Source organism: Amycolatopsis sp. NPDC023774 (assembly GCF_040639695.1).
In the GTDB taxonomy this organism is placed as follows: domain Bacteria; phylum Actinomycetota; class Actinomycetes; order Mycobacteriales; family Pseudonocardiaceae; genus Amycolatopsis.
Map to the genome: position 1 here is coordinate 59,108 of NZ_JBFAAJ010000009.1, position 12,227 is coordinate 71,334.

Genomic DNA, 12,227 nt, shown 5'->3' on the forward strand with positions numbered 1-12,227 from the left:
CGCTGCCAGCGGGAAGAGGCTTCCATTGGGAAGAGGTGACATGTCCGCGCGAAAGCTCACCGCCGTGCTCAGCGCGTGCGCCCTGTTCGCGGCGGCCGGGTGCGGAGGTTCGGCCCCGGCCGGGGCCGGTGGCGCGGCCGCGGACCGGGACGAGGGCCCGGTCAAGATCGGGGCGTTGCACCCGGTCAGCGGATCCAACGCCGTCGACGGGCTCCAGATGCGCCGGGGCGCGCAGATGGCGGTCGACGCGATCAACGCGGCCGGCGGCATCAGGTCGCTCGGCGGCCGCAAGGTCGAACTGATCACGGGAGACACGCAGGGCAAGGCCGACATCGGCCAGAGCGAGGCCCAGCGGCTGATCTCCGCCGGCGCCGTGAGCCTCGTCGGCACCTACCAGAGCGCGGTGAGCACCAACGTCGCCGTGGTCGCGGAACGCAACCGGGTCCCGTTCGTGATGGACGTGACCGCTTCGGACGCCATCTTCAGCCACGGCTACCGGTACTCGTTCCGCGTGCAGCCCGGCAGCAAGGCGATCGCCACCGCCGCCGCCCAGTACCTCAAGGAGGTTTCGCAACAGGCCGGGAAACCGGTCCACAAGGTCGCGTTCCTGCACGAGCAGAGCGACTTCGGCAGCGGCGCGGCCGACGCGTTCAACGCCGCGGCGCGGCAGCTCGGGCTGGCCATCGGCCCGAACATCAGCTACGACGCCACCACCGTCAGCGACCTCACGGCCCAGATCACGCAGGTCAAGGCCTCGGGCGCCGACGTGCTCGCCATCGCGGGTTACTACCGCGACAGCCTGCTCGCGGCGAAGGCGATCGACTCGGTGAAACCGGCGCTCAACGCCGTGTGGGGCGTCTCCGACGGCGCCTTCGACCAGCCGAAGTTCGTGACCGACGCCGGCAAGCTCGGCGCGCTCTACTTCAGCGCCAACTACCACTACGACGCCACCAACGCGCAGACTGTCGCGTTGCGCGCGCAGTACCAGCGCCAGTTCGGAGACCCGATGCGCACCAGCGCCGTGCTGTCCTACGACGCGGTCCAGGTGATCGCGCAAGCGGTCGAGAAGGCCGCGAGCACCGATCCCGAGAAGGTCCGCGATGCGATCGCCACATCCTCCGTCGCTCCCCTGACCGTGGGACATGGACCCATTTCCTTTGCCCCCAACGGCGACAACCGCAACGCGTTCCCCGTCCTGATGCAGGTCCAGGACGGACAGGTCAAGCAGGTCTTCCCCCCGGACAAAGCCGAATCCCGGCCCGACTACACGGTGAACTGGCGGCCATGAGCGAACTCTCCCCCGGGGCGACACTCGCCCCCGAATTCTCCCCTCCGGACGACACCAAAGCCCAGCAGCGCAAGGCTTTCCTCAGCCGCGCCGGCGTGGTCGCCGTCGTGCTCGTGGTCGCGATCGTCGTCGCGCTCGTGCAGTCGGGCAGCGGTCTTGTGGTCTGGCAGTCGGTGGTCACCGGCATCCTCACCGGCGGGCTCTACGGCCTGATCGCGATGGGGCTGACGCTGATCTTCGGCGTGCTCGACATCGTCAACTTCGCCCACGGCGCACTGCTCGCCGTCGCGATGTTCATCTCCTTCGGCATGGTGGCCGGCACCGGCATGCACCCCTACCTCACGCTGATCGTGGCAGTCCCGGCGTTGTTCCTGATCGGTGCCGCCGTGCACCGCGGGCTGTTGTCGGGTTCCGCGGGCAAGACGCTGGAGAACCAGCTGCTCATCACACTCGGGCTCTCGCTGCTGCTGGAGAACCTGCTGCTGATGTTCTTCGGCGCCGAGCCCAAGAGCATCTCGCTGCCGGGTGACTTCCAGCTGTCGGTGCTGGGCGCGGTGGTCGCGGGCTCGCGGCTGTACGCGTTCCTCGGCGCGATCCTGCTCGGCGCGGTCCTGTTCTGGCTGCTGCGCCGCACCCGGCTCGGCACGGCGATCCGCGCGGTCGCCGCCCACGGCCCGGGCGCGGAGCTCGTCGGCATCAACGTGAAGCGGATCCACACCGTCACCTTCGCGATCGGCACGGCCTGCGCGGGCGCCGCCGCGGCACTGGCGGGACCGCTCGTCACGGTCACGCCCACACTCGGCGAGCAGTTCAACATCACCGCGTTCGTGGTGGTGGTGCTCGGTGGGATGGGCAACGTCGTCGGCGCACTCGTCGGCGGCCTGCTGATCGGGCTGGTCGAGCAGCTCACCACGATCTACCTCGGCGGCCAGAGCTCCCTGCTCGGTGTGTTCGTGGTGTTCGTGCTGGTGCTGTTCCTCCGTCCGCAGGGCCTGTTCGGGAGGCGAGCATGACCGCCATCACCATTGCCGGGCCGGCCGGAGTGACCGAGAAGGTCAAGGCACCACCGCTGCGGCCGCAGAACCGGCAGTACGCGATCCTCGCGCTACTCGTGCTCATCGCGATCCCGCTGCCGCTGATCCTGCCGGCGGCCCAGGGTGCCGTCGCCGTGCGCATCCTGATCTTCCTGCTCATGGCCGTGGGCTGGAACATCATGAGCGGCTTCGGCGGGATGTTCAGCTTCGGCCACGCCGCGTACTTCGGGCTCGGTGCCTACACCAGCGCGTACCTGCTGGTGAAGCAGAACGTGTCGCCGTGGATCGGGATGCTGGCCGGGATGGCGGTGGCCGCCGCGGTCGCCGTGCTCATCGGCTACTTCTCGTTCCGCTACAAGCTGCAGGGCGCGTACTTCGCGCTGGCGACCTTTGCGTTCGCGGAGATGCTGCGGCTGATCGTGACCAGCAGCGCGTTCGCCAACAAGTCGGTGGGCTTCAGCGTGCCGCTGATCCAGGGCTCGTCGCTGTGGCTCATCCAGTTCCCGGCCGACTCACCCGCGTACTTCTGGGTGGCCCTCGTGCTGGCCGGGGCCGCGGTCGCCGTCAGCATCGGGTTCCTGCACTCGCGCGCCGGTCGCTACGTCACCGCCATCCGCGACGACGAGCTGGCGGCGTCTTCGCTCGGGGCGCCCGTGATGCGGCACAAGCTGACGACGGTGGCGCTCTCGGCGGCGATCACGGCCGTGGCCGGCGCCTTCTACACGCAGTACTACCTGTTCGTGAACCCCGATCTCGGGTTCGGTTCCGCGATCTCGATCCAGGCGATCGTGCCCGTGGTGATCGGCGGCATCGGCACGATCTGGGGCCCGGTGGTGGGCGCGATCATCGTCGGTTCGCTCACCGACGTCACGGCGACGCTACTGCGCACCCCACCCGGGTTCCTCGGGTTCCTGCAGGGCCGCAGCGGGCTCGACGTGGTGCTCTACGCCGTGCTGCTGATCCTCATCGTGCGGTTGCTGCCGAAGGGCATAGTCGGAACGCTGGCAGCGAGGTGGCGGCGATGAACCTGGTCGAGGTCAAGGGCGTCGGCAAGTCCTTCCGCGGGCTGCACGCGCTGACCGATGTGGACTTCGAGGTGGCCGAGGGGGAGATCCTCGGCATCATCGGGCCCAACGGCGCGGGCAAGACCACGCTGTTCAACGTGGTGTCAGGTGCGCTGAAGCCCGACACCGGCCGCGTGCACCTGGCGGGCGCCGACGTGACGGGCCGCTCGCCGGACCGGATCGCGCGCGCCGGGATGGTACGCACGTTCCAGCTGATGCGGCCGTTCTCCAGCATGACGGTGCTGGAGAACGTCAGCCTGGCCGCGCAGCACCACCGCTTCGGGGTGAAGCAGCTGCGCCTGCACTCGCTCGACGTCGTCGAACGGGTGGGGCTCGGGCCGTGGGCACATCGCGCGGCACCGGACCTGCCGACGGCGGGGCTCAAGCGCCTCGAGCTGGCTCGCACGCTCGCCATGCGGCCGAAGGTCCTGCTGCTCGACGAGGTGCTGGCCGGGCTCGTGCCCGCCGAGCGGGAACCCGTGCTCGACCTGCTCGCCACGCTGCGCGAGCAGGAAGGCGTGACGCTGGTGTTCATCGAGCACATCATGGCCGCGGTGATGCGGCTGGCCGACCGCGTGCTCGTGCTCGATCAGGGCCGCGTGCTCGCCGTCGGGTCGCCCGAAGAGGTCACCAGCGACCCCCGGGTGATCGACGCCTACCTCGGGGAGGAGCCGACCCGTGCTGAAGCTTGACAAGGTCTGCGCCGGTTACGGGCGCATGCGGATCCTGCACGACGTGGACCTGGAGCTGGCCGAGGGCGAGATCGTCGCCCTCGTGGGGGCGAACGGTGCCGGCAAGACGACGACGCTGCGCAGTATCTGCGGTCAGCTGAAACCGATGTCGGGCACGATCACGCTCGACGGCGAGCCGACCGCGGGCCGCCGGCCCGACCAGCTCGTGCGCGAGGGGCTCGTGCACGTGCCCGAGGACCGCGCGCTGTTCGGCACGCTCACCGTGGAGGAGAACCTCCGAATGGGCGCGTGGACGCGCACGACGGCGCAGGCCGCGAAGTCGCTGAAGGAGGTCTACGACCTGTTCCCGGTGCTCGCCGAGCGCCGGAGCACGGTCGCGCAGACCTTCAGCGGTGGCCAGCAGCAGATGCTCGCGATCGCGCGGGCGCTGATGGCCGGGCCGCGGCTGCTGATGCTCGACGAGCCGTCGACCGGGCTGTCGCCGAAGCTGACGTGGACGATGCTGGAAGCGGTGCAGCGGATCCGCGACACCGGTGTGGCGGTGCTGCTCGTGGAGCAGAACGCCAAGCAGGCGCTGGCCATCGCCGACCGGGCGTACGTTTTGGAGAGCGGGTCGACCGTGCTGGCGGGCACGGGCGCCGAGCTCGCGGACGACAGCCGGGTCAGGAAGGCGTACTTGGGACTGTGAAAACGGAACAGGCCACCATCGACGTCGCTGCCGCCGCAGCCACCGTGGCGCTCGGCGCGTGGGTGTCCGAAGTGGACGTCACGGCCGTGCCGGCCGCCGTGCTGGACCGGCTCGCCCTGGTGTTGCTCGACGTCGTCGGCGTGACGGCGGTCGGGGCGACGCCGGCCGAGCAGCAGGCGTTGGTCACGGCTTGGCGGGCACCGGACGGTCCTTCGCCGTTGATCGGCGCCGGGCGGCGGGTGTCCACGGACGCCGCCGCCTGGCTCAACGCGATGGCGCTCGTGTCGCTCGAGCTCGACGAGGGCAACAAGTACGCCAAGGGCCACCCGGCGGCCCATGGTTTCCCCGCGGTGCTGGCGCTGGCGGCCGAGCTGGACAGCACCGGCGCCGACACGGCGGCGGCACTGCTGGCCGCGTACGAGGTGGCATCGCGCTTCGGCCGTGCCACCTCACTGCGTGCGGGCGCGCACCCGCACGGCAGCTGGGGTGTGCCCGGCGCCGCGGCCGGGTGCGCGCGGCTGCTGGGTCTCGCGCCCGGCGCGGCCGCGGCGGCCATCGACACCGCGGCCGGGATGGCCATCGCCGGGCACTTCGACTCCGCGACGCACGGCAACCCGGTGCGCAACGCGTGGCTGGGCGCCTCGGCGATGTCCGGGCTCGCCGCCGTGCGGATGGCGGCGGCGGGCATGGCCTGTACGACGGGCACGGCCGCACTCTCGCTGGGCACGATGCTCGGCTCGTTCGACGCGGCCCAGCTGACCACCGAACTCGGCTCGCGGTGGGACATCACGCGCGGCTACTTCAAGCGGCACGCGTCCTGTTCCTTCACACACCCGGCGGCCGACGCCGTGCTGGAGCTGCGTGCTGATACGCGGTTCCGCGCGGAAGGCATCACGAAGATCGTGGTGGAGAGCCACGCGCTGGGTGCCGGGCTGTCCGGAGTGGACTGGTCGAACCGGCTCTCGGCGATGTTCTCCACGCCGTTCGTGGTGGCCACGGCCGCGCTCACCGGCGAGGTCGGGCCGGGGTCGGCCATCGACGACGCGGGCGTGCGTGCGCTGGCGCGGCGCGTGCGGCTCGTGGAGGCGGCCGACCTCACCGCGCGCCTGCCCGACGAGCGCGCGACCCGCGTGCAGGTGTGCTTCGACGACGGCGCCACGCTCACGAGCGAGGTGCCCAACCCGGTCGGCGACGCCGACCACCACCCGCTGACCGAGCCGGACGTGCTCGGCCTGCTGAAGACGTGGCTGCCGCGGCAGCCCGAACTCGTGGACCGGGCCGCCGCCCTGGGCCACGAACTGCCCGGCCTGCCCCGCGTCGGCGCGGCGCTGCGCGAGCTGGCCGGGACCGACGAGAAGGAGCTGAACTGATGCGTGCCCTCGCGGTGACGCCCATCCACCTGCCCGGGGACGAGGTCGCCCGGCGCCAGGCCCGCTACGACCGCCTAGCGCCGCCGGGCCTGGAGATCGAGCTGCGCAACGTGGGACCGACCGCACCGGCCACTTTGGACACCGCCAGGTCGATGCGGGACTCGGAGCGGGAAGTCGCCGCGCTGCTCAAGGAGGCGGGCGACGGTTTCGACCTCGCGTTCCCGGACTGCGTGCTCGACCCGTCGGTGCCCGACGCAGTCGCCGACCCGGCGCTGCCGGTGCACGGCATCCTCAAGTTGTCGGCGACCCACCTGGCCGGCAAGGGCGTGCGGTTCGGCGCGGTGGTCCGCAACGAGGCCATCAAGGACGAGTTCGCCGGCCGGATCTCCGCGTACGGGCTCGACGAGTACCTCGCGGGCATTCGCGTGCTCGACCTGCCGTTCTCCGCGATCGCCGAGACCGAGGTGTGGAACGCGGCGCTGGGCTCGGCGGTGCGCGAGCTGGCCGAGCTGGGCGCGACGGCGGTGATCAACGGCTGCTCGGCGGTCGACGTCGAGCCGGCCGACCTGTCGGCGCGGATCGTCGACCCGACGGAGCTGGCCATGCGGCTGCTGGCCGTCGAGGGGGTGCGGTGAGCGACGGACCGGACCTCGTCGTCGCCGGCGCCGGTGGCGGGCTCGCGGGTGCGCTGCGGGCCGCCGAGCTGGGGTTGAGCGTGCTCGTCGTCGAGGCGAGCGAGCACTTCCGGCGGGGCAACAACACCTCGATGTCCACGGCGATGTTCCCCGGCGCGGGCTCGCGTTGGCAGGCTTCGGCGGGGGTCGAGGATTCGCCGGAGCAGTTCGTCGCCGACATCATGGCGAAGACGAAGGGGCAGGCCGACCCGCGGCTGGCCCGGACGCTCGCTTCGGTGAGCGCACCGCTCGTCGAGTGGCTCGCCGATTCGGCGGGGTTGCCCCTCGACCTGGTCACGGACTTCAACTACCCCGGCCACGCCGTCACGCGCTGCCACTCGATCCCCGGCCGTCACGGTTCGGGCGTGATCGACCACCTCGCCCGGCGCGTCACCGAGCACGAGAACATCGAACTGCTGGCGCCGGGCAAGCTGATCGACGTGCTGTCCGACGAGGACGATGTGCGCGCGGTCGTGGTGCGTTACCCGGACGGGATCGAGGAAGAGATCCCGACGCGCGCGGTGCTGCTGGCCACCAACGGCTTCGGTGCCGACAAGGACCTCGTCGCGCGGCATCTGCCGGAGATCGCGAGCGCGCTGTATCAGGGCAGTGACCAATCATTGGGCGACGCGCTGCGCATCGGCGAGAAGCTCGGTGCCGCCACGGGGTTCCTTGATGCGTACCAGGGCCACGGCGCGGTCGCGGCCAACGCGGGCACGCTCGTGGGCTGGGCGACGATCATCCACGGCGCGTTCCTCGTCGACCTCGGCGGCCGCCGCTTCGGCGACGAGACGCGCGGGTACTCGGAGTACGCCGCGGAGCTGGCCGCGCGGCCGGACTCCACCGGCTGGATCGTGCTGGACGAGACGATTTTCGAGCAGTGCCAGCCGTTCCAGGACTTCCGGGACACCGTCGCCTCGGGTGCCCTGGTGTGGGCTGACGACGCCGCCGGCCTGGCTGCCGTGACGGGGCTTCCGGCGGACGCGCTGGCTGACGAGCTCTCGGCGGTGGCCGCCGTCGCCCGCGGCGAGCGGACCGACGAGTTCGGCCGCACCAACTGGGAACGCCCGCTTTCCAGTCGCTACGCCGCGGTCCGCGTGGTGCCCGCGTTGTTCCACACCCAGGGCGGCTTGATGGTCGACGAGAACGCGGCCGTGCTCGACACCCAGGGCAATCCGATCCGGGGCCTCTACGCCGCCGGCGGTGCGGCCGCGAGCATCTCCGGCCACGGCGCCGCGGGCTACCTGCCGGGCAACGGGCTGCTGCCCGCGTTCGGCCTCGCCTACCTGGCCGCGGGCGACGTCGCCCGCCGGCACCACTGACTTTCCCTTACACCGCAAGCGGAGGAGAAGAATGGCAACCACGGAACTGCTCGTGAAGAACGTCCGGGTCGTCAAGCCCGACGACCCGGACGGGTCGCAGCCGGAACTGCTGGACATCGCCGTCAACGACGGCAAGATCACGCGGGTGGCGCCGAACCTGCCCGAGGACGACGCCGCCCGGGTGGTCGACGGCCGCGGCCTGCTGGCCTTCCCCGGCGTGGTCGACGCGCACCAGCACTGGGGCATCTACAACGAGCTCGCCACCGACACCCGCACCGAAAGCCGCGCGAGCGCGCAGGGCGGCGTCACCACATCGCTGACGTACATGCGCACGGGCCAGTACTACCTGAACAAGGGCGGCAGCTACCGCGACTTCTTCCCCGAGGTCCTTTCGGCGTCGCAGGGCAACGCGTACGTGGACTACGCGTTCCACCTCGCGCCGATGAGCTCCGAGCACATCTCAGAGATCCCGTACCTCGTCGAGGAACACGGCGTCACGTCGTTCAAGATCTTCATGTTCTACGGAAGCCACGGGCTGCACGGCCGCTCGACCAGCCAGAGCGACTTCCTCATGATCCCGCCCGACGAGCGCTACGACATCGCGCACTTCGAGTTCGTGATGCGCGGCGTGCAGAACGCGCGCGAGATCCTCACCGAGTACGCGCCGCACCTGTCGCTCTCGCTGCATTGCGAGACGGCCGAGATCATGACCGCGTACACGAAGCTGGTGGAGCAGGACGGAACGCTGTCGGGCCTGCGCGCCTACAGCGCGTCGCGGCCGCCGCACTCCGAGGGCCTCGCGGTGACCATCGCGTCGTACCTGGCGCACGAGACGGGCCTGCCGAACATCAACCTGCTGCACCTGTCGTCGGAAAAGGCTCTTTCGGCCGCTCTGACGATGGGCAAGGCGTTCCCGCACATCGACTTCCGCCGCGAGGTGACCATCGGCCACCTCCTCGCCGACGTCGACACCGCCTCCGGCATCGGTGGCAAGGTCAACCCGCCCTTGCGCGAACGCGAGGACGTGGAGGCCCTCTGGCGTCACGTCCTGGCCGGCGACGTCGACTGGGTCGTCAGCGACCACGCCTGCTGCCGCGACGAACTCAAGTTCGGCGCCGACCGTGACGACGTCTTCCTGGCGAAGTCCGGCTTCGGCGGCGCCGAGTACCTGCTGCCCGGCCTCGTCGGCGAGGGCACCAAGCGTGGGCTTTCGCTGCAGCGGATCGCCCAGCTCACCTCGACGAACCCCGCGCGCCGCTACGGCCTGCTCACCAAGGGCACCATCGCCGAGGGCTACGACGCCGACTTCGCCCTCGTGGACCCGGACGTCCGCTGGACTGTCCACGCGGCCGACTCGGAGTCCACCCAGGAGTACACCCCGTTCGAGGGCTTCGACATGACCGCCAAGGTCACCGACACCTTCGTCCGCGGCCACCACGTCTACGCCGACGGCAAGATCACCGGCGACCCCATCGGCCACTACCTGAAGCGCGGCCGCTGACCCAACCTCCTCGGAGGGCCCTTCACGCTCCGGCGCGGAGGGCCCACCTTCTTGCGCCCCGATGCGGCGTTGGTTGCGCTGAACGCACCCAATGCGGCGTTCGATGCGTTGAGCGCACCGAACGCCACATTGGGGCGCTTTGGCCCCTGCCCAACCGCCGCACCACAACCGCAACAACGCTTGCGCGCAGACCCGGCCCGCACCCGATCCGAAGCCTCCTTGCGGACGGGTTACCGGCCGTCAACACAATCCAACTTCGGAGTGCACTCCCAACGCAACACGCCCCGCGAGGACCAAAATCTCACCGCCCAGCAGACTCCCCGGAATCGCGCAGCCAAGCCCAGCTATGCCGTATCTCCTCCGCCGCATCCCTCACCAACGCCCGATACCGCCCCACGGCCTCCGGCGTAAACCGATACTGCGGTCCACAAATACTGATCGACCCGTGAATCTCCCCATCCGGCCCGAACAACGGCGCCGCCACCGACCCGGCCCCCGGCTGTCGTTCCCCCGACGACACCGCCACCCCTTCACGGGCAGTCTCCGCCAACACAGCCCGCAGATCATCCGCCGCCGTGATCGTCTTCTCCGTCAACGCCGGCAACTCCCGCCCCAGCACCGCTGCCTGCCGCTCCTCCGGCAGGAACGCCAAAATCACCTTCCCGGACGACCCGGCGTGCAACGGAAAACGCCGCCCGATTTCGACCGTCATCTTGATCTCACGAGGACTCTCGAACTGATCCAGGTACACCCGCTCATCGCCGACCAACCCGGACAACGTCGTCGTCTCGCCGGTGTCATCACGCAACCGCCGCAACACCGGCGTCGCGACCGTCCGCGCATCGAACCTCCGCAACGCACTCGCCCCCAACGCCACCGCCGCCGGACCCAGCCGATAGCCGGCCACCCCAGGGTCGGTGGCGAGCATCTCCCGCGACACGAGCGACTGCAGGATCCGGTGCACCACGGCCTTCGCGAGCCCCAGCTCCCGGCTGATCGCGCTCACCCCCAGGTACCGGGGCCCGCCCGTGAAGAGCAGCAGCACGTCGGCGACGCGCGCGGCCGCTTCCGTGCCGGCGTTGTCGGGCGAAGCTGCGGGCTTGCGCCCGGCGGTAGTGTGGGTGCTCAAACCGGTGGTCCTCGGAATTCTGGTTGTGTTCCGCTGGTGGGAACGTGGGTGAACTGCGCGCTGGCGCCCACTTTACCGTTTCCGGGGCATTTTCGGGACCACCCTGTTCCGGTCAGCGATACGGCAGGACCCGTGCCAGTGCCGTCACGGCCGCCGCGGGGTCCGGTCCCGCGGGGATGAACACGACGTGGCCCGCGCCGGCGGACTCGAGCTCGGCGAGCCGGGCCCGGACGGCGGCCGGGGTGCCGACCACCGCCAGCTGGTCCACCCACTCGTCAGGCAGCGCCGCCGCGAACTCCTCCCGCGACCCGGCCGCCCTGCGCAGCGCCGCGAACTCCTCGGCGAACGGCAACGGCGCGAGGTGCGGCGCCCAGTCCGGCTCTCCGATCGCCCTGAGCGCTTGCCGGGCCAGCGCCCGCGCGTGGGCGGAGTAGTCGTCGACGGCCGCGACGTTGTAGGCGATGAGCTCGTGCTCCGCCCCGACGATCTCGCGCACGGCCCGCAGGTACTCCGGTGTGACGGGCTCCGCGAGGATCGTCCCGTCCGCCACCTCGGCCGCGAGCGCCAGCGACTTCGGCCCGCGCACCCCGGCGTACAACGGCGGCACGATCTTCGGCGGGCTCTGCAGCCGGACGTCGCGCAGCCGTGTTTCGGCGCCGTCGAAGCTGACCCCCTCGCCGGCGAGGATGGCCCGCACGGCGGTGAAATACTCGCGCAGCAGCGTCAGCGGGCTCCGCGGCCAGGCCCCGGCCTGCCGGAGCCACGCCGGCATCCCGTGCCCGATCCCCGCCAGCAGCCGCCCCGGGAACAGGCCGGCGAGCGTCGCCAGTTCCATCCCCGCGAACGCGACATTCCGCGCCCCGGCCGGCAAGACCCCGATGCCGACCTGGACGCGCTCGGTCTTCGCCAGCGCCACCGCCGCCTGCGCGACGCCTCCGCGAAAGAAGCAATCTTCGACCACCCACAACTCGTCGAACCCCAGCCGTTCGGCGTGCTGCGCGTACTCGACGAACTGGGCGACGTCGAGATCCGGTGGCGTGACGAGACCGATCTTCACGGCGGCTTCCTCCCGGACGTTCTCCTTGCCTGGCAGCGAGAACGTACCGCTCGCCGGTTCCCGCGTCAGGAGGGTTCGTCCGCCGGCGTCTCCTCCGGCCAGTCGAGACCGGCTTCCGTGATCAGCGTGTCGAAGATCGGCGTGTCGGGCTGGGTCATGTCGGAGCCACCACGTCGATGATCGCGTCGGCGCTGACCCATTCGTCGGCGTCGTGGGTGCCGTCGGCCTGGACGGGGACCCAGGTGACGTCGGCGTCGGTGTCGAGCACGGGCGGGCCGGTCACGATGCCGCGCCGGCACAGGCGTTGGGGGCCGGGCTTGCGCTTGCCCGGCAAGTAGGTGACGCGGTGGCCGCGCACCAGTGGTTCCTCGCTCATGGTTCCCCTCCTCGTGATGTTCCCCTGCGTTT

The 12,227-nt window shown here is 70.8% G+C and carries 12 protein-coding genes; 9 read left to right on the forward strand and 3 right to left on the reverse strand.

Annotation, left to right across the window (positions count from 1 at the left end; translation table 11 throughout):
• Positions 1–40: 40 nt before the first annotated feature.
• Genes AB0F91_RS20585 through AB0F91_RS20625 form a run of 9 tightly spaced genes read left to right on the forward strand, consistent with a single transcriptional unit; the run spans position 41 to position 9,633 of the window.
• Positions 41–1,288 (forward strand): ABC transporter substrate-binding protein, encoded by a 1,248-nt coding sequence (locus AB0F91_RS20585; RefSeq protein WP_360599354.1) that lies wholly within the window; start codon positions 41–43, stop codon positions 1,286–1,288.
• Positions 1,285–2,301 carry a branched-chain amino acid ABC transporter permease gene (locus AB0F91_RS20590; protein WP_360599356.1) on the forward strand — a complete coding sequence of 339 codons (1,017 nt, stop codon included), beginning with the start codon at positions 1,285–1,287 and terminating at the stop codon, positions 2,299–2,301. Before AB0F91_RS20585 ends, AB0F91_RS20590 begins: the two co-directional genes overlap by 4 nt.
• Complete coding sequence (locus AB0F91_RS20595) at positions 2,298–3,347, forward strand: branched-chain amino acid ABC transporter permease (protein ID WP_360599358.1); 1,050 nt, start codon at positions 2,298–2,300, stop codon at positions 3,345–3,347. The genes AB0F91_RS20590 and AB0F91_RS20595 overlap by 4 nt, the downstream gene beginning before the upstream one ends.
• On the forward strand, positions 3,344–4,078 hold the full coding sequence (locus tag AB0F91_RS20600) for an ABC transporter ATP-binding protein (RefSeq protein ID WP_360599360.1): 735 nt from the start codon (positions 3,344–3,346) through the stop codon (positions 4,076–4,078). Before AB0F91_RS20595 ends, AB0F91_RS20600 begins: the two co-directional genes overlap by 4 nt.
• Positions 4,065–4,766: an ABC transporter ATP-binding protein gene (locus AB0F91_RS20605; protein WP_360599362.1), complete on the forward strand. Its 702-nt coding sequence runs from the start codon at positions 4,065–4,067 to the stop codon at positions 4,764–4,766. Before AB0F91_RS20600 ends, AB0F91_RS20605 begins: the two co-directional genes overlap by 14 nt.
• Positions 4,763–6,136, forward strand: a complete 1,374-nt coding sequence (locus tag AB0F91_RS20610; RefSeq protein WP_360599365.1) for an MmgE/PrpD family protein — start codon at positions 4,763–4,765, stop codon at positions 6,134–6,136. The genes AB0F91_RS20605 and AB0F91_RS20610 overlap by 4 nt, the downstream gene beginning before the upstream one ends.
• On the forward strand, positions 6,136–6,771 hold the full coding sequence (locus tag AB0F91_RS20615) for an aspartate/glutamate racemase family protein (RefSeq protein ID WP_360599367.1): 636 nt from the start codon (positions 6,136–6,138) through the stop codon (positions 6,769–6,771). Before AB0F91_RS20610 ends, AB0F91_RS20615 begins: the two co-directional genes overlap by 1 nt.
• Positions 6,768–8,132, forward strand: coding sequence for an FAD-binding protein (locus tag AB0F91_RS20620; protein WP_360599369.1), 1,365 nt, complete (start codon positions 6,768–6,770; stop codon positions 8,130–8,132). The genes AB0F91_RS20615 and AB0F91_RS20620 overlap by 4 nt, the downstream gene beginning before the upstream one ends.
• Before the next feature lie 31 nt (positions 8,133–8,163).
• Entirely contained in the window at positions 8,164–9,633 is a 1,470-nt protein-coding gene (locus tag AB0F91_RS20625) for a dihydroorotase family protein (protein ID WP_360599371.1), read from the forward strand.
• A 301-nt stretch (positions 9,634–9,934) separates the two neighbouring features.
• Here AB0F91_RS20625 and AB0F91_RS20630 read toward each other — a convergent pair whose 3' ends face one another.
• From AB0F91_RS20630 to AB0F91_RS20640, 3 genes are all read right to left on the reverse strand, one after another.
• On the reverse strand, positions 9,935–10,762 hold the full coding sequence (locus tag AB0F91_RS20630) for an IclR family transcriptional regulator (RefSeq protein WP_360599373.1): 828 nt from the start codon (positions 10,760–10,762) through the stop codon (positions 9,935–9,937).
• A 112-nt stretch (positions 10,763–10,874) separates the two neighbouring features.
• Positions 10,875–11,819, reverse strand: a complete 945-nt coding sequence (locus AB0F91_RS20635) for an LLM class flavin-dependent oxidoreductase (RefSeq protein WP_360599375.1) — start codon at positions 11,817–11,819, stop codon at positions 10,875–10,877.
• Between the two features lie 154 nt (positions 11,820–11,973).
• On the reverse strand, positions 11,974–12,195 hold the full coding sequence (locus tag AB0F91_RS20640) for a hypothetical protein (RefSeq protein ID WP_360599377.1): 222 nt from the start codon (positions 12,193–12,195) through the stop codon (positions 11,974–11,976).
• Between the last annotated feature and the right edge of the window lie 32 nt (positions 12,196–12,227).